Genomic DNA, 18,588 nt, shown 5'->3' on the forward strand with positions numbered 1-18,588 from the left:
AAATCGAAGCTGCCTGGAATGGACAGCAAAAAACACCCCTCTCTTATAGAGCGGTGGTGTTCTTGAAGGTTCTAGTGTTTAAAACTGTTTCTCTAAAGTGAGCAATAGGACACCATGAGGTGGAAGAATGAGCTCTTTATACCACCCCTGATTCTCTAATATCTCTGTCCGGATGACCGGGCCGCTTCTTCCGCGAAGATACGCAAGTTCCTCCTCCGTCAAGATTTCGGGTGCCCCCATGCGAACCCACTCGTCAAAAACGGAGCCATGTTCCCGGTCCATCTGATAAGTTGTGCATTTATAGGCTCCTGAAAGATGAGGAATGTTGACTTGGAACACCTTGCTTCCCTTCTCTTCGAACACGCCGTAACGGTTAAGATTGGACATCTCCGACCAGTCCCCGCTTGAAAACATATGATCCATATGGACGTAATGATACAGCAGAAGCTGCATGCTCCCATCTTGATTCTGAGTGCCCACATAACCATCACCCTTAACGGTGATCTCTTCACCCAGCCTCTGAAGAAGCTCAAAGGCGTAATAGCTCGGCTTCTTAAGGCCATCCCGATTCATTAAACCAAAACCTCCGTAAAACGGAGAGGAGGGAACAAGACTTTCCTCAAACACATCCGTAAAACACCAGAAAGCCATGGCCTTTACGTCTCCCAATGTATTCATCGCATGATACATCACAAACGGGGCCATAAACATGGTATCATGCAGCAGATGCCGGTCATAGAGCGAAAAGTTCCATTCGGTAATATGCAGCTCCATATCGCGGAAAGACGCAAGCGCCATTTTGTCCTGCAATCGACGGATACTCTCCTTATAAAAGGTTGGTGGCATCATCTTCGTTAATATGTTCTGCTCTGCTTTAAGCTGAGGATATTCCGAATAGATATGAAAGGAAAAGAAGTCGAGGGGCACCTGACGTTTATTGCAATATGCCATAAATTCCTCGGCCCAGCTGTCGTTCCATATCGAACCATAACCTAAAGCAGGGCCTCCTGTTTTTAGTTCGGGAAGGACCGACTTGATCACTCGAACGGTAGATTCATAAAAAGAGAAGTATTCCTCTTTGCTACCTGCCCAGCAAACGCCTGATAAATCCGGTTCATTCCAGACTTCAAAGTACCATTGTTTTACTTCCCGAGCCCCATAGCGATTTAAGCAATGCCGAACGAACGCACGAACAAGCGCCTCCCATTTTGCCTGATCGGCTGGAGGGGAGATATTCCCTTTCCACCAGAATACCGTTTCGTTGGAACGGCTAAGCAGGGTCGGCATGAAACCAAGCTCCACGAACGGCCTGATGCCCAGCCCAATAAGAAAGTCATACAGCTTGTCAACATATGCCCAGTTATAGATGGGAGTACCGTCATCCTCTTCATTATATACCATCATCTCATCATTAAAGATGCCATGGAAACGTATGTATTCAAAAGGAATTCGTCCTTTAAGCTCGGCGAGCTGCCGACGCCAGTCATCGCGCAGTCCTTCAATTGCCCTGCCCGCTGTTGTGGTAACGTTCCAGTGCTTTTTGTACCCTGCTGACGACATTCCCGGCTGAATCTGAATTTGCACATGATCCGTAACAACCGCCGTTAACGGGTTTGCCCTGTCCTGTTCCTGAACCGACTTCTCTTCCAGATATCGATATAACGCCCCCATCGCATTGATCGTATCTAATTCATAATAGTCACCACTCGAGGACTCTTCATAGGTAAGCGGTTTTCGATTAGGCTTATCCTGAAGCGAGGCAGCGGCTTCACGATACGATCCTGGTGTGCAGCCGTACTTTTCTTTAAAGTACTTATTGAATAACTTCACGTTCGCAAAACCGCAATCCATGGCAATTTCGGTAATGCTCTTCTCAGTTCCTGATAACTCCGACTGGGCTTTCTCCAAACGGATCAGCGTTAAATACTTTTGGAAAGGAATACCGATTTTATCGGTGAAAAAGTGAGAAAAATAATGCAAACTTAAGTGCTCCTGTTCGGCCATCGTCTGCAGCGTTATTTTCTCTTTGTAATTTTGATCGATATAGGTAAGAACCCGATTCAACCTTTTATAGTCATAGCTCTTGCCGCCATCTTCAGCTTCCGGGTTGATTCCTTCCGCAAAATATCGCAATAAATGACCACATAATGTATGCAACCTTCCCACGGTAAAGCTTCGATAGCCTGGAGACTTCTTGTTCATTTCCCATACCATCTTGGCAAGCTCTTGCTTAATCGTGTCAAATCGGAAGCCGATCGGCTCAGCCTCAGTCGCTGAGTTACAAGAAATAAAAACGTTATTATGCAGCCATTCCGGACCAAACTGAAGCGTTAATAATATATTGTCATGGTTATTCTGCTCAAACTTATGGATCGACATGCTGTTCACCACAATGACATCGTCCTGATGCAGGGTATACTCCTTCTGATCAAGATGCATGATAACCGAACCTTGGAGCACATAGACAATCTCCACCTCTTTATGCCAGTGAAATGGAACCTGCTTCACGCTGTTGACAAACAGCTTAAAAGGCATATCCTCTTGGTGCTCGATAAATTCATATAGGTAACGCATCATTTGCCCTCATTTCAAATGAACTGCAAACGATATATCCTGATTCAACATATCGAATGCATTATAAAGTGACTCATAGATTACAAGTATGTTCTTAAATTATAGAAGCTTATCATTATAGCATGTATAGTTTACGACTTTTACATACATTAGAAAACAGGATATCCAGTACTAGATTCGTTGCATTGTAATAAAAATGCCTGCGGAGAAGTTTTTAAATGCTAGAATCACACCGTACATCGGGACATAGTTGTTGATGAACAAGTAGACGATTCCCGGCAGTGTCATTAGCAGCAGCCACTTATACTTCTTCAGCCTCTTCCTTAAATGAGACGAACCCCTCTGTTCCAGCCCCTTCTTCTGATAACACAATGGTGACTTCTTCTCATCCTGTTACACCTATTCCAAAACCACAGAAATACTATTGAAGTTTTTCATTGCAAAAAAAGGGTGCCCCAAGAGGTCCATTGACCTGGGGCACCCCACTGTCTGTGGTATGATGCTGTTCGTATGAATCCTTCCTCCACTCGCTGTTAGCCCAGCAAAGTCATGCATGATTAATATAAAACAAAACGTTTTCATAGTATCTTATAAACCTTTTATAATCCGATGTTTCTTTCAGTATAATTATGGTTGGATAAGCATTTACTTTGCGTTGTTTTAGTGCAGCTAATACGTTCTTCTGTTCAATGCAATAAAATTTGCCTTCTTTATACTGAATAAGAAGCGGTGGATCTTCATCGGTACCGTCATTCCCAGGCATGCTTCCATCAAGTTCGATGAGACGCAAGGGAAACTTAACGACACCGAAGTACAAACACTCTTTACTCATAAAATCATGTAAATCAGGAACTGCATTTTGGGTATGGAGCATATAACAATAAATCCATTCTTCGAGCATTCCGATATTCGCATACTGTACAGCGGATCGCACAGTTGGAGCATAAGTGAATTGTCGGTCATCTTTCTTCGAATAAATGATTTTCTTTATGGAATCCAAAGATAAAAAGTACTCGTCCGCAAGTTCCGAAACCGTTACTCCATTGGCATACTTGTTGCGAATCATAATGTTACGCCTCTGTAATTGATTTCGGTAACCCGACTTCTCCCCCCAGCCCCTTTTTTCCTCTCCAGTAGGGATATAAAGAAGTTTTCCTGCAGCGTATTTCTGAATTTCTTTCAATAAATTCTCAGGTATGATATCGCTGGCATTTTCATAATTCATAGGATCACCCTTTATAAGGCGTATATTCGATCCTTCAGTTGGCCGATAGATTTCATAATAGAATTGCAAGATTCTATATCATCGATTGATGCATGCCACCGCAAAACATCGATTCCCTTATAATAAGCCATGCATAAAAATCTTTCTTTAAAATCCGGTATGACAATGTTCCTTTTTTTGCAATACTCGAATAACAATTCAGGTATGTGCAAGTAAGGCTTATTTAAGTCCATAATGGCAAAATCTAAAAGGAAATCGCATATTCCCGATCTGCTCCAATCTGGGAAACCAACCGTCGTTTTTCCATCTGTGATCATGATTTCAAAAAACGTGTTATTGTTTACCAAATAACGTTTTCCTTCGCAATAATCAATTCTGGCGTCCATTTCCATCCAGTATTTTTCGACAAAGTCACGGTCTAAAATCGTTGTATCATAGAGTTCCTTCCAATTAAACCAATATCCTTCTTTATCTTCTGCAAATGTGTCGATTAGAAATTGCCTGCAGGTACTATACTCCGTTTTACAATCCTCGTTGAACTCACCATAGCCTTCTACTCCCGCTATGTCCGATGCACTAATTTCCAAGACTTTGTCAAAAAACAACTCGTAACAATCTGCAAACTGATCGGGGCTTATTTCATCAGCGACAAATCCATTGGGTGTCATGTTTACCTGATCCGAAAGCAGGGACTTGATTTTACTGTCTTTACTCATGCTCGTATCTCCTTTACACCAACAATTGTTATACACACATCAGCTGCGCACCTGATATGGGGTAATGATAACATTGGCCATGGATCGGATATAGGTAACGAATAGGTTTAGTCAACTTTACACCCGCCCCTTGTGATCACTTCAAATACTAACAAAAAAGTTTACCCTCAATCATCGTCCATTGCACTTGATACCTTTCATCCATCAGCACGAGATCCGCATCGTATCCTACCTCGATTTTTCCTTTGTGAGATAAACCTAGAATACGGGCCGGCGTAGTTGAAGCCATGTGCACCGCATCCTCCATTGAAATTCCGGTAGCTTCGGTCAGACGTAACGCTTCATTCATAGTCACGGTACTCGATGCTAAGGTGCCATCCGCAAGCCTTGCAATCCCCTCGGATACGGTGACGTGATGACCACCAAATATATAATTACCATCGCCTAATCCCATCGCCTGAAGCGCATCGGTAATAAGCACCATGCCTTCGGGCCCTTTGAGACGATGCATTAATCTGACAATGGCTGGATGTAGATGGACTTGATCAACAATCGCTTGCAGGCTTACATGCGGTTCTTCGAACGCGGCTACAATCAGTCCGGGATCTCGATGGTGAATCGGTCTCATGCCGTTAAAACAATGGGTTACATGACTCGCACCGGCTGCAAAAGCCAGCTTCGCTTCCTCGTAGGTGGCATCGGAATGAGCCACGGCAATCACAACACCCTGCTCTTTCAGAAAGGATATGAGCTCCAAGCCTCCAGGCAATTCGGGTGCGATCGTTACCATTTTAATGAGCGATCCCGCTTCCTGAAAAACACACTTCATTTCTTCCAGATTCGGGTGGCGAAGATATTTCTCATTTTGCATCCCTTTACGCTTCGGATTCAAATAGGGTCCTTCCAGATGAATGCCGGCGATCCTTGCTCCTTGTTCTCGTCCGATTACAGATTTGACACTGCGAATCATGTTCAGCAGGTCCTCTATCGTCGAACTCACAGAAGTCGCCAGAAACGAGGTGCATCCGGTTGCCGCGCAAGCGCGTGATACTTCTTGAATGCTGTCCTCGGTTCCATCCATCATGTCATAGCCATTGGCCCCATGAATATGAACATCGATCATTCCTGGTATGAGCCACATTCCATTCCCATCAATCAGTTCAGCATCACTTTCGATTTTATCAATTACTTGCGACGGTTCTATTCTCTTCAGCTTTCCGTTTGAAATCCAGACCGTTGCAGAAGGAAGTATTTGATGAGGTAGGTGGACTTTGACATGTCGAATGATTTTGTTATTCATTACTATAAGGCTCCTTCCTATTGGTTATGAGTTTGACATTCTATAAGCGTAATATTTTTGTTGTCTATTATTTCTTGTATGTCAATGGGAATCGATTGATCGGTTACAATAATATCCACATGATCAAAGTCTAACTTGAACCTCGATTTCACCGCGAATTTGGTATGATCCGCAACAAGTATGACCTGATCTGAGCGCCGAGCCATTTCTCTTTTCACCCGGACATCTTCTTCATATGGATAATAGATTCCGTCTGGCTGGATTGCCGTCGCGCCGATGAACGCCTTGTCGGCACGGATTTCACTGATTTTATCGATGACGGAAGGACCGTATAATAATCGATTATGGGTATGCAGATAACCGCCGAGCACGTAGATGCTCAGATCTTCTCTTTTGGAGAGTATCCCTACATTATCGATGGAATGCGTAACTGCTGTTATCTGTTTCGCTTGAATATGTTCCGCAACGAATTGTACGGTCGTAGATACGTCCAAGAAGACCGTTTCGTGGTCCCGAATCAGTTTAGCGCCATACTCGCCGATCACGTTCTTGCTCGTCGGCTCATCTATAAGCCGTTCCTGGTAAGAAGTCAGTTCCTTTTGCAGTTCAGGCAAGGCTACCCCTCCGTGCGTTCGAACAACTACTCCTTCCTGAACTAATCTGACAATGTCCCTGCGCGCGGTATCCCGCGACACTTGAAAGAACGAGCATATCTCTCCTACACTCATCGTTTTATGTTGTTTTAAGTAATCAAGAATTTTTACTAATCGTTCCTCTTGGAACATATCCAATCCCTCCTTGCCTAAGCATTTACATCTTATTTTTAAGTATATATAAGTAAATATTTACAATCAATAAGTGTATGTAAGTTATTATTGTATTACAAGTAAACATATGCAGCCCATTGACCTTTCTATTCCGACTATCATACCGTGAGGCTAATATTCGCTATTAGATAGAAAACAGGCAGGCCGCTTCTTGCATAGAAGCAGCCTGCCCTTACAATCGATGCATGAGAGCCAACTTAATAAGTAAACGACTGTTGTACCGTGCCAATTCGTGCGTTTGCATACTGAATATTATTACGTCTCATACTTTCAAACGCTTGTACTGCTGCATTGGCAACGTCAATATCTTGTGCGCTTGTTCCTCCGCTAACGCCAATGCCACCGACAACCCTTCCTTCATGAACCAGGGGGATTCCGCCGCCAAGGATCACGATTCTCCCCTGATTCGTCGTGTTAATGCCAAATGTAGCCCCGCCCGGAAGCGCGGATTGCGCTAAATTCGCTGTCGGCATTTGCATCGCTACGCTGGTCCAAGCCTTGCCGATGGCAATATCGATACCTGCTATTCTGGCATTGTCCATTCGATGAAAGGCAATGAGGTTCCCCCCTTCATCGACGATCGCTACATCAGAATTCAGACCCATTTGTCGAGCCTGATGTTCAGTAGTTTCCAATAACTTCTTAGCCGCAGTTAAAGTGAGTTGGTACATGGTAGCTCTCCTTTGCATAAAAGAAATACTACATTATATTGCCATTGCCTATATAGGTGAATTGCCCAATATCAAATTGCGGATAATGCACAGATTGATCAAACGCGATAAACTCCTTCTGTTTGGCTTCAAGCTGATCGAAAAATTCTCTTGCTGCATGGGAAAACGTCATATAGTCATAATCGCCCATGATAAAGTAGCACGATAATTCAAGTTTCGTTACAAGCGCTGGCAACGGATGTTCTATGACTTCCTGCAGCAAAACCTTTTGTGAAATTCGAACAAAGCTACCACAAAAAAACCGCTGATCTGGATACAGATCGGCGGCGTAGAAACTACCAGGAGGATAGTTCGGTCCTTTTCCAATTGTTTTGAGCAACGCAAACATATACATATTGATCGTCCCAAGAGATCTGTCCCTGGCTGCAGGCAGCAGTGGACGAAGCAGGTGTATGCTTTTCGCGAAGACGCAGCTTATCCCCGTTTACATCGAGCTTGGTGTCGGGTTCGCTCGTGCCAATCCCGATACTACCGTCGCTGCGCTGCATGGTGAGCGGGGAATCGAGCACTTCGCCGTCATCTCCATATCGTACGAACTGAAGGTTGGCTCCCGTATTGCCGCCCGCTTCCTCTAAACTGTCGGCCCGGACGGCCCACCTCGGTGTCGTCTCATTATCCTTGCCGACTGCACTTAACTGAATGTCCCGGTTCGTCCCGCTTTCGCCGGCTACCCGCAAAATACCGCTCATTACATTGAAATTGGATGAATGGGTTCGGATCTCGCTTATATCGGTGTCGAATGGAATTTCTAACCGGGTAAACAGCTGGTTGGGGTATTGACCTGTCGGGGACATGGTCGTCTCGAACGAGATATGCTTATGATCCTGCTGCTCCGGATTGTTTGCCTTATCATGGGAAATGATCGCCGTCTTGTCCTTTCCATTCTCGTCCATCCAGACGATCGCCGGCTTGGCCCTTTCCGCCGTCCATTGCAATCGAATCAGATCAGACTGATGTCCTTCTTGCTCGATCCATTTCTTGTCGGTGGACAAATGAAGGCGTTCATTGTGCGGAACGCGTATATCGTCGCCGACTTGCGCGGATTGTCCAAGCTTTGTTGTCACTCCCTGTTTCTGATCCGTACATCCTATGCCGAGCAAGAAGAAGCTCCCCATTATAATCATCATCGTCCTTAATAATTTCACGTTGTTTCCCTCCATTTATCGGTATGATTCGAGTTCATTCGTGTTCAAGAGCTAAAAACACTTTGTCTGATCGTATTATATCCAACACGCAGCGTACACCCATTTCACCAAACTTCCCGGAAAAATGATGCTTTTCGTCTATAAAGTTTTGACGTAGCTCGTCCGAAAGGTGTGCTTCGGTTGGTCATATAATACAGCCCAAACGATCAGGTTTTTATGGGCACAGGAAGAGGGACTTTTGGGTCACTTGGCAGTGACTCATCCTCAACAAAAAAGGATTTAATCATATCATCTCGAACATGATATTTCGGTGCATGGATTGCTAGGTTACATTGGTTACCGTCCCCTATACTCAATCTTGAAAGGATGGTCTGAATGGAATGGCTGGATCGTATGAGCAACGCTATGGAATATGTAGAAACACACCTGTCTGATACGATTGATTACGATATCGTGGCTAGAATTGCCTGCTGCTCGACATACCATTTTCAACGAATGTTTCCGTTCATAACGAATGTGTCGCTTTCAGAGTATATTAGGCGCAGGCGGCTGACCCTTGCCGCATTTGAACTGCAGCAGAGCGGTACAAAGGTCATCGATATCGCTTTTAAGTATGGTTACGAATCGCCTGAGGCATTTTCTAGAGCGTTTAAAAAAATGCACGGTGTGATGCCAATGTCAGCGCGCGACAAAGGCGTTACCCTGAAGGCTTATCCTCGGTTATCCTTTCATATTTCGATTCGAGGAGATGTTGAGATGAATTACAGAATGGAGGAAAAACAAGCTTTTGAGATGTTCGGTGTAACGACTGTTGTCAATAACGATGGCGATCATCCATTTATTGATATACCCGCTTTTTGGACTACGTGTGTAGCCGACGGTACCGTTGATCGAATCCGTACAGCTGCAGGTTTGGGGGAAAATGCTCAGATCCATGGGATGCTATACAACAAGCAAGGTGGGGAATTTTCCTACATGATCGGTTATTTATGCCCCAGAACGGCATGCCCGAAGGGTTTGAAAGGCTCTCTATCCCACCTCAAACCTACGCGATATTCTCAACCGGCCTCTACCCCGACGGGCAAAGCGGGATCCATGCATTGTGGAAGCGCATCTGGGCAGAGTGGTTTCCCACCTGCCATTACGAACCGGCAAATGGTCCTGAGTTTGAAATGACCTACGATAGAGGCAACAGCATGTATGAAATGGAAGTTTGGATCCCTGTCATTAAGAAGCCTGGATCTTAGGACGGAAAAGCAGCACGAGGGTCAATCACTCGTGCTGCTTTCATCATTCACTTGCGTGATTGAGCGCCTGTAAAAAAGCCGCCATGATAGGCGACTCTAACTCTTTATCGTTAAGCAAAAACGGGATACTTCCGGGCATATTGTTTGGACACCCGGTACAATTGCTCGACCTCCAACCGGTTGGTGGCACTGAACTCCTCATGATTTTTCGAACGGCAGCGATAGTTCGTCAGTACGCCCTCCAGCATGAGATAATACTTGGCGTTCACCGGGTAGAGCTGCCTTTCAAGAAATGACGACACACTTAGAAAATCGGACAGTTCCCCTGCCGCTTCCGGTTGACTTTCCCAATTCCGGAACAGCCACGTATACAACTCAGGGTGGAAGTTGGCCATCACGCCGCTGAAGCCGAAAGCGCCGATCCGGTAGCTGTCCAGAAGCGTAGCCGTGTTGGCGTTGAAGATTTTCAGACTCCCGCCTTGGACCGCCTCGAGTTTATCCCCGATCAGCCGCAGGTCGCAGCTCACGTCCTTGATAAACCGAAAGCGTCCGGTATCCGAGCATGTCTTCAGCATTTCGGGTGTCAGAAGGCGCCTATACGGGACTGGACACTCATACAATCCGAGAGGTACGTGTTCCGGAATGCGCGCGAGCAGCTTATCGAGATTCGCCAGCCACACATCATCGGATTCCTCAGCAGCGGCGAGCCGGTTCGTGATTAGGACCACGGCGTCGACGCCGGTTTCCGCGATTGCGTTCAGCTCCGCTACTTGATCATCAAACGCATCCGATACATGACCCGATGCAATGACCGGTACCCTGCCGGCCGCCTTCGCTTTGACGAAGGCGGCGATCAAAACGCGCTCCTTCAGGGTCAATGTATACATTTCGCTGGATTGACATACGGCAAACAGGCCGTCGGCCCCCCGCTCGATATACCAGTCGATAAGCCGCTCCAAGGCCTCGTAATCCACTTCGTTCTGCTCCGTAAACGGCGTTAGCATAACCGGCCAGTTGCCGTCGGTAATGATCTGATACATATGCGTCCCCTCCCGAATGGTTCGTATCAATGGTTGAACATTATTCTTTTGCTGTGAGTATATTTTGCGGTTCCCTTCCTTCGAATATATCCAGCAATGCCTGAGCGGTTATCATGCTGACCCGCGTATACGTCTCTAAAGTTTCGGCTGCGGTGTGCGGCGTCGCAATCAGGTTCCTGCTCTGCAGGATCGGATGGTCGGCGGATACGGGCTCGGACTCGTAGACATCGATTGCCGCTCCAGCAATGACTCCGGAAGAAAGCGCCCGCGACAGCGCCTGTTCATCGACGACGGCTCCTCTCGCGGTGTTAATGAAAATGGCGGATGATTTCATCCTCTCAAAAGCCTTGTCATTCATAATATGGCGCGTCTCTTTCAGGCTGGGTAGATGCATACTAACGATGTCGCTATGCGCCAGCACATGCTCGAAGGTTGTCATTGTTACGCCGTATTCCGACGCTTTGGCTGTATCTGGATACTTATCATAAGCGATAATCTCGACATCAAAACCCTTCAACTTCTTCGCGGTGAGCTGGGCGATATTACCGAACCCTAGAAGGCCGATCGTTCCCCCAGCAAGCTCGGAGCCGACAATGCGCTCCCATCCGCCGTTCTTCGTCGACCGATCCAGCGCCGGAATGTGCCGGCGGACCGAGATCATCAATCCGATCGTCAGCTCGGCCACCGCATTGGCATTGCCCCTTGGTACATTGGTCACTCGTATTCCATATTTCCTTGCAGCCACTAAATCGATATTGTCCACACCGACGCCGAAACGGGCAATGCCTTGAAGCTGCGGCGCAAGCTTGAATACCGCCTCATTCCATGTGTCCACGCCGGCAATGACGCCGTCGACCGATCCTACCACTTCCTTCAGCTCCTCGAACGTCAGCGGACGTCCGAAATGATTCTCGATAATCTCGCATCCATAGCTCTCGAGCAGCCGTTTCGCATCCGCACACAGTTTGGAATAATTCGTAGCCGTTACTAATACCCTTTTCGCCTTCATTATTTAACACCTCCTACCGTCATTCCGCTTACCATATATTTCGATGTGAACAAATACATTACGATGACCGGAATTGATGCAATGATGGAGCCGCCCATCAGGGGTCCCCATGCGAATACGTCGCCGACAATCATATCCGACAGTCCCAGCGTGATCGTCTTGTCTGCGCCTTTAGTGACAACGACCAAAGCGTACAAATATTCGCTCCAGCATAAAGTGAACGAAAAAATGAAGGTAGCCGCAATGCCTGGCGCCGATAATGGAAAAATGATGTGGGTCATCGTACGGATTCGCGAACATCCATCGATCATGGCTGCTTCCTCGATTTCATCCGGGATGGATTTGAAATAGGAAATGAGCATCCACGTAGCATACGGAATCGTGATCGTCGGATAAATCAGCATGAGGCCGTAAATGGAATTGTTAATGCCGATTGCCGTCACCAGCATGTACAGCGGGATAAACAGAACGGCTCTCGGCATCAGGTATGCATAGAGAATGCTCTTGGAGATGAAGCTTCTCCCCCTAAACTTGAGCTTGGAGATCGCATACGCTGCCAGCATGCTGACCGTGATCGAGAACAAGGATACGATCAATGAGACGAACAAGCTGTTTTTGATATTCGTCATGAAGCCCTTTTCGTTGATCAGCTTATCGTAGGCAGTGCCGAGAAATTCCTTCGGCCAAAACGAAGGCCTCATGGAATAAATCTCCCCGTTGGATTTGAAGGAGGTAATCACCATCCAATATAAGGGAAAGAGCGCGAATATTAGCAGCAGCGCGAGCGTCGAGTATACCGTAATTTGTTTGCCGAGCGAATTCTTCATCAAGATCACTCCTTACTTGTCGGACGCTAGCGAACGCTTGGTCACATAATGGATCAGCATGATCAGCGGCGGCAGCGTAATGAGGGATATCGCAATGGCTTTACCGAGACTCATGTTCAGAAAGCCGACGGTATAGCTAAGCGTGGACAGCACCTGCGTGCCGTTGTCCGGGCCGCCGCGTGTCAGAAGCCAGATGATCTCGAAATCGTTCAGCGTCCAGATGGTGGTGATGACGGAAGATAGAATGGTCACTTCTTTTACCGAGGGGAGCGTCATGTAGAAAAACCGCTTGACTGCTCCCGCTCCATCCAGCATGGCGGCTTCATACATCTCTTTGGACACCGTCTGCAGGCCGGCCAGAATGGCAATGCCCATGAACGGAATGCCGCGCCACACGTTGACGAGAATGACGGAGAACATGGCCAGGTCCGGTGTGGCCAGCCAGCCGACGGGACTGTCGATGAGCCCTGTTTTGAGGAGAATGGCATTCAGCACGCCTCCGACGTCGGAATAAATCCACTGCCAGGTAAATACGGAAACAATGGTCGGAATGGTCCATGGAAGAAACAGCATCACCCTAAAAAAGTTTCTGGCAACGATATTCTCGTTGAGCACGAGAGCCATAATCATCCCAAACACCGCTTTCAGAATAACCGCCACCATCGTAAAGACAGCCGTGTTCCATACCGCCTTCCAAAACACGGAATCGGTAAACAACTCCACATAGTTCCGCAGCCCGATGAATGTTTCGGGAACACCGACCACTTTATTCGTCAAGCTAAGATAGACCGCCCAGCAAAAAGGGAGCGCCATAACAGCCAGCAAATAAATTAGCACCGGACTCATGAGGAGGTAGGCCAGCCTGCTGCTTGTACCGCCTTGTTCCCGCCTAGGCGCCGGGGTATTCCCCGGTGTTGTTTGGACTTCCAAGCTTTTCATTGAGAGCACCTTCTTTCTGTTGCTTCAGGCTCGTCCGCAGCCACGGACCTTGCATCGATGCCTTGTATTCGGACTGCGGTAGCCTGATGCGCGGTTAAGTCATAACCCTACTTAACGTATACCGCCTCGATCTTACTCTGTAATTCGTCCACTGCTTGCTGGGCCGTGAAGCCTGAATCCAGCAGCATTTTTTGGAAGACGTCGTTGACATATCGAAGGTTATAAATCTCTCCAGCTTTCGGATTATACTCCCCAGGGTATCCAAGGAAAGCGAAATGTGCGATGGAGTCGACGAATCCTTTATTCTTCTCCTCCTGCCAGACGGATTCGTTTGCCAGATCCGTGTAGATCGGACCGGTCAATGGAGCCCCGTTCTGCACCCACTGGCCGTACCACGTTTTGTCCGTCATATATTCGATGAAGGATTTGGCGAGCTCCTTGTTCCGGGATGCCTTGAATATGCCCAGATTGTTGCTAATGCCAGGAACTACAGCTCCCTTCGGTCCTGCGGGCAGCATGGCGATCCCTGTATTCTCGTACAATTCGGGATTATCGTTCTTGATCGTCGCAGCCAAGCTGCCGACGTTGAAGATCATGGCCGATTGGCCGCTTAAATACGATTTGTTATTGCCGCTGTCATCCCATCCGATAGAGCTTGGAGGCGTAACTTTATCTTCGATGAAAATGTCCCTGATCAGCTGAATCGCCTGAAGTGTTTCGGGCGACTTCACCGCCACGTTCTTGCCGTCCTCGGTATCGAGAGAACCTCCGTAGGACCAGATGATCGCCCGGGTCAGCCATTCGGCATCCGAATTGCCTTTCCCGTAACCGAGCCCTGCACCGTATATCCCTTTGGAAGAATCCGTGAGTGCCCTCGCCATTTCACGGAACTCCTCCCAGGTTCCAGGCGGCTCGCTGTACCCGGCAGCCTGAAGCATGTCCTTACGGTAATATAAAGCCGTGGACTCGGTCCAGAACGGCACTCCGTATAACTTGTCCTCGAACGTTACGGAGGTTTTCAAGCTGTCCTGTATTTCCCCGTTTCCGTTCTCCACGCTACCCACAACGTCGGAAACATCCTCTAGAACGTCCTTGGCATAGAATTGTCCGACTTCCTGGTAGCCGAAGAAGGAGACGTCCGGCGTTGTACCCGATTCGATGGCTGCCGACCATTTCGGATAAAAATCCTCGTACGCGATAAACTCCACGTTGACATTCACGTCATGCTCTTCCCCGAACTGCTTTGCCCTCTCTTGGATCATCTGGTTCTGCTCTTCGAACATCTGCTTCTTCATCCAGAATGTCAGGGTTTCCTTGCCAGGCTCGGCATTCCCTGATCCGCTGCCTCCCGTTCCCCCTACGCTGCATCCTGCCATCAATATCATGACTAAAGCTGCCGTTACCCATCGTATGGAGTTTTTCTTCCTCTTCATCATGTTCACCCCTCAGCATATAGTGGAATGTCCTTACACCATTCATTGTAAGGGCTTCATAAACTGGGTTAAATGATATAGGCTTAACATCCGCTCTCCTTACTTAACATGATGACGCTATCGAAAGCAGCGGCCGAATTACACAAAAAAAAGCCCGCTTCCAGCGCAAACGCATGGCTGGAAACGGACGGCATACAGGCTTTATTAGGGCTTTCCGGCTTCCAAGCTGTTTCGGTATTCTTGGGGCGTCACGGAATAATACTTTTTGAACACCCGAATAAAATAGTTCGGGTTGTGGTATCCCAGCTTCAGGGCAACTTCGAAGCTCTTCAAGGAGTGGTCGGCCAGCAGTTCGGCCGCTTGCTCCATCTTCAACCGGAGCACATAATCACTTAAGTTCGATCCGGTCTCCATTTTAAAGAGGCGGGACACGTGAACCGGATGCATATACATATGATCCGCAATGGCTTGAAGGGAAATATCCTGAGACAGATGGTCCCGTATGAACCGTTTCATCCGGGACACGGAAGCGCTCCGGTCGCTGCGGGTTGCCTGTTCGGCGCTAGACTCCAGTAGAGGCAGCACTTGACCCACCCATTTGCCGAGCGTGGCCGCGGTTGTGCATTGCGACAGTCCCGTTACGTCCGCAAGGGACGCTCCGACGATATCGGCCAGACTGCGTCCGTTCTTGTGCGCATAGGCACTTAACGAGGAGTATATAAAGAAAAAGGCTTCGATTACATGCTCCTGCGATTGGCTGTGCGCGAGCGACAATTCCTTGAGGATCTGCTCAAGCTTCTCTTTGATCTGCTTCCAACTGCCGGATTCCAGCAAATGAGGGAGAAGCGGGGGCTCATAACACTTTTGCAAGGAACGGACCGGATGAAGCTCCTCTTCATCTTCTGCGTAAACGAACATATCACTGTGACTGCCGATATGGCGGCGCAAAGCGAAAAGACTGTCCTGGTACAGCTTTCGGACATCTTCCGGAAAGAAACCTCGTTTTCCTATCAGGACGGAGATCGTTCCTTTCAGGTAACGGCTGACGTTCATCTGTAACTGCGCCGCGAGATGCTTGAGTTCATTTTCCTGTGCATGCCCATGGGGGTGCATCCTGTCCGCCGATTCATCGCTTACAAAAACAAAAAAGACGAGATATCCGTGTATGTCCCTGCATCGCCACAACCGAAACCGTTCCCCGAAGATCTCGTCCGCCATGTTACCGATCGCGTACTCCATGATGGAGGAGTCATAAGGACTCATTTCCGTCAAGCGGTCCTCCATCCGTACGAGCATCAAGGCCGCTTGATTGCCGATGGCGGATTTCATTTCAAGCAGCTCCAGTTTTTCGGCCCAAACGTTCTTCGGTGATTTCATGCCTTGAAGCAGCTGATTCAGAAATTCGCCTCGAATTTGAGGCAGATTAGCTCGAAAAGCCTGAACCGCACGGTTGTAGGTTTCGCTGGACTCACGCTCCTGCCGCAGCGATTCCACAGCTCCGCCTACTTTTTCAAGCACGACTTCGTCGCTGACGGGTTTAAGCAGGTATTCGTAAGTGCCAAGCGTTATAGCTTCTTTCGCGTAAGCAAACTCGGCATAACCGGACAGCAGGATCGTTTTGATCTTCTTCCATCTCGATCTCGTAATCTCGATAAGCTCGAGCCCGTTCATCCGTGGCATCGTGATGTCGGAAATCATAATGTCGACCGGCTGCGTCTGCAGTATTTCCAGCGCTTCGAAAGCGGAGTATGCCTTGCGCACCTCATCAATCCCGATTGTCTGCCAAGGTATCGTATGCGCCAGCCCCTCTACTACGCTTGCTTCATCATCAACAATCAGCAATGTATACAACATCATCCCCCCCTTGCCCTACTTGGATCTTCCCAGCATAATTCTACGCGAAGCCCTCCTGACGGCGATTCCGAGAAGGTCAAACCCGCATGTTTGCCGTACCGGGTGATCAGTCTCTGATGAATGTTCCACAGACCGAATCCCCCGCTTTCGTTCAAAGGCTCCTCGACCTGCCGCTTCAGCTTGTCGATGATGCCAACGTCCATGCCCTGGCCGTTGTTGTCAATTCTGATTCTGCATCGACTCCCTTCGGTTTCTCCGGAAATATGAATCATCGCAAAATCCAATTGATCCTCAACGCCATGAATGACGGCATTCTCCACGATAGGCTGGAGCAATAAACGCGGAATCTCCAGCTGCATCATGCTTTCGGGAACCTCGATCTCGAAGGTTAGGCGCTGAAGTCGCAGCATCTGAATCGTTAAATAATTGTCCACCAGCTTCACTTCCTCTTCAAGCGGCGCGGTCGGATTTTCCAGTCGAGTCGTGTACCGGTAATACTCCCCCAAGTTCAGAGCCATGGCTACGACAGCTTCCTTCTCACCGAGATTTGCCATGTTCTTGATGTAAAACAGGCAGTTATACAGGAAGTGAGGGTTAATTTGCGATTGGAGCTGCTTAAGCGTGGCTTCCTTGGATCGCAAAGACTCTTTGTATACCCGTTCGATGAGCTCCTCGATCTGCTCCGCCATATTATTGAAGGAATGGAACAGATACATGAATTCGTTCTTCGGCACATCCTTCAGACGCGTCATATATTGACCGTCCCTGATCCTTCTTACCGCATGAAGCAGGCGGGAAATCGGACGCTGAACATTGCGGTACAACAACAATGTCAGCAGTAAGACGAGAACAAGCAGGAGCGATACGGAAATGTAAAAGAGGGTGCTGCTTAAAGTGATCGGAGAATAAACGCTGTCCAGTCGGACGAAATCCACCAGATACCAGCCCAAACTGCTGGACAAGACATAATTCATTACATATTTGCCCTGCCCGGATTGCACGATTCGGCTGCCCTCTTCCCCAAGCTGCATCTCGTTCAGGATGCCGGCCGCCATTTGTATCGTCTCCTCGACCGATGTACTGTTGGCAATAACAGTTCCGTCAGGTGCATACAGGAAGGGCTCGCTGTCCCCATCCTGTTTCAACCGATTCAGCATATTGACCAGATTCTGGTCGGTGAAACGGACCTCCACGATCAGATCCTGTGAAGAAGCGGACGTTCTCATCCAGCTGAAAAAAGCTTGTCCTCGCGAATCCCGATGATAAGACCAGTTCTGCTCATGGGCATGAGCCAAGTATTCGGCATCATACCTTGCCGACAAGTCGGTAGTCAGCAATTCTTGATACTGCATTACGTACATTAGGATTTGGCTGTCCCAGCTGCTCGTTGCAATCTGCATATTCAACATATCCGTGATCCGCTGCTGGCTGTCGATTCGTTCCATGAGAGTGCTTCGTGAGCGCTCCGCCAGATAACTCTTGATCCCGTCATCATTGCTCGCAATCACCGAATATTTGGTTAGCTGATCGATCATGTTGTCCATCTGACTCATGAAAAACGTCAGTCGGTTCCGCTGGCCCTCCTCCACAGCCGAACGAACGACGTTGATGCTGACCTGATGGGAGTAGGCATACAGCAAAATAATCGGAATAACCAAGACCGCCAGCAGTGTTGTTAGCTTCGCAAACGTACTTGTTCTTAACCGCTTCATCAAAAAACA

16 protein-coding genes and 1 pseudogene are annotated in these 18,588 nt (G+C 47.9%); 2 read left to right on the forward strand and 15 right to left on the reverse strand.

The genetic code is table 11. The features are described from left to right. Nucleotides 1-78: 78 nt before the first annotated feature. The 8 genes from MKY82_RS18845 to MKY82_RS18880 all read right to left on the reverse strand — a co-directional run bounded on the left by MKY82_RS18845 (nt 79) and on the right by MKY82_RS18880 (nt 8,518). Nucleotides 79-2,577, reverse strand: a complete 2,499-nt coding sequence (locus MKY82_RS18845) for a helix-turn-helix domain-containing protein (RefSeq protein WP_339294091.1) — start codon at nt 2,575-2,577, stop codon at nt 79-81. 544 nt (nt 2,578-3,121) lie between these two features. Continuing rightward, nucleotides 3,122-3,799, reverse strand: a complete 678-nt coding sequence (locus MKY82_RS18850) for a CD3324 family protein (protein ID WP_308116298.1) — start codon at nt 3,797-3,799, stop codon at nt 3,122-3,124. An 11-nt stretch (nt 3,800-3,810) separates the two neighbouring features. Next, complete coding sequence (locus MKY82_RS18855; protein ID WP_220684919.1) at nt 3,811-4,515, reverse strand: hypothetical protein; 705 nt, start codon at nt 4,513-4,515, stop codon at nt 3,811-3,813. Between the two features lie 148 nt (nt 4,516-4,663). Next, nucleotides 4,664-5,815 carry an N-acetylglucosamine-6-phosphate deacetylase gene (gene nagA, locus MKY82_RS18860; protein WP_339294092.1) on the reverse strand — a complete coding sequence of 384 codons (1,152 nt, stop codon included), beginning with the start codon at nt 5,813-5,815 and terminating at the stop codon, nt 4,664-4,666. Nucleotides 5,816-5,832: 17 nt separating this feature from the next. Next, nucleotides 5,833-6,600 carry a DeoR/GlpR family DNA-binding transcription regulator gene (locus MKY82_RS18865; protein WP_339294093.1) on the reverse strand — a complete coding sequence of 256 codons (768 nt, stop codon included), beginning with the start codon at nt 6,598-6,600 and terminating at the stop codon, nt 5,833-5,835. A 239-nt stretch (nt 6,601-6,839) separates the two neighbouring features. Then, the gene (locus MKY82_RS18870; RefSeq protein ID WP_339294094.1) at nt 6,840-7,313 is read right to left on the reverse strand and encodes a heme-binding protein; all 474 of its coding nucleotides are present in this window, start codon (nt 7,311-7,313) and stop codon (nt 6,840-6,842) included. 28 nt (nt 7,314-7,341) lie between these two features. Further along, on the reverse strand, nt 7,342-7,707 hold the full coding sequence (locus tag MKY82_RS18875; protein WP_339294095.1) for a hypothetical protein: 366 nt from the start codon (nt 7,705-7,707) through the stop codon (nt 7,342-7,344). Beyond that, nucleotides 7,649-8,518 carry a hypothetical protein gene (locus tag MKY82_RS18880; RefSeq protein ID WP_339294096.1) on the reverse strand — a complete coding sequence of 290 codons (870 nt, stop codon included), beginning with the start codon at nt 8,516-8,518 and terminating at the stop codon, nt 7,649-7,651. Before MKY82_RS18880 ends, MKY82_RS18875 begins: the two co-directional genes overlap by 59 nt. A 495-nt stretch (nt 8,519-9,013) precedes the next feature. Between MKY82_RS18880 and MKY82_RS18885 the strand changes: the two are divergent. Further along, nucleotides 9,014-9,145: pseudogene (locus tag MKY82_RS18885) on the forward strand (AraC family transcriptional regulator); the annotation flags it as partial. Nucleotides 9,146-9,522: 377 nt separating this feature from the next. Beyond that, nucleotides 9,523-9,765: an effector binding domain-containing protein gene (locus MKY82_RS18890; protein WP_339294097.1), complete on the forward strand. Its 243-nt coding sequence runs from the start codon at nt 9,523-9,525 to the stop codon at nt 9,763-9,765. 110 nt (nt 9,766-9,875) lie between these two features. Here the strand turns inward: MKY82_RS18890 and MKY82_RS18895 are convergent, their stop codons facing one another. From MKY82_RS18895 to MKY82_RS18925, 7 genes are all read right to left on the reverse strand, one after another. Then, nucleotides 9,876-10,805 (reverse strand): dihydrodipicolinate synthase family protein, encoded by a 930-nt coding sequence (locus MKY82_RS18895; RefSeq protein WP_339294098.1) that lies wholly within the window; start codon nt 10,803-10,805, stop codon nt 9,876-9,878. 40 nt (nt 10,806-10,845) lie between these two features. After that, the gene (locus MKY82_RS18900) at nt 10,846-11,814 is read right to left on the reverse strand and encodes a phosphoglycerate dehydrogenase (protein ID WP_339294099.1); all 969 of its coding nucleotides are present in this window, start codon (nt 11,812-11,814) and stop codon (nt 10,846-10,848) included. Then, nucleotides 11,814-12,641, reverse strand: coding sequence for a carbohydrate ABC transporter permease (locus tag MKY82_RS18905; protein WP_194543146.1), 828 nt, complete (start codon nt 12,639-12,641; stop codon nt 11,814-11,816). The genes MKY82_RS18900 and MKY82_RS18905 overlap by 1 nt, the downstream gene beginning before the upstream one ends. Before the next feature lie 12 nt (nt 12,642-12,653). After that, nucleotides 12,654-13,580, reverse strand: coding sequence for a sugar ABC transporter permease (locus MKY82_RS18910; protein ID WP_220684914.1), 927 nt, complete (start codon nt 13,578-13,580; stop codon nt 12,654-12,656). Between the two features lie 107 nt (nt 13,581-13,687). Next, on the reverse strand, nt 13,688-15,016 hold the full coding sequence (locus tag MKY82_RS18915) for a sugar ABC transporter substrate-binding protein (RefSeq protein WP_339294100.1): 1,329 nt from the start codon (nt 15,014-15,016) through the stop codon (nt 13,688-13,690). Between the two features lie 201 nt (nt 15,017-15,217). Beyond that, a complete protein-coding gene (locus tag MKY82_RS18920; RefSeq protein ID WP_233354975.1) occupies nt 15,218-16,870 on the reverse strand; it encodes a response regulator in 1,653 nt (550 codons plus the stop codon). Beyond that, complete coding sequence (locus tag MKY82_RS18925; protein WP_233354976.1) at nt 16,867-18,579, reverse strand: histidine kinase; 1,713 nt, start codon at nt 18,577-18,579, stop codon at nt 16,867-16,869. Before MKY82_RS18925 ends, MKY82_RS18920 begins: the two co-directional genes overlap by 4 nt. Nucleotides 18,580-18,588: the final 9 nt, after the last annotated feature.

The sequence above is a fragment of the Paenibacillus sp. FSL W7-1279 genome, from assembly GCF_037969845.1.
GTDB lineage: Bacteria > Bacillota > Bacilli > Paenibacillales > Paenibacillaceae > Paenibacillus_AQ.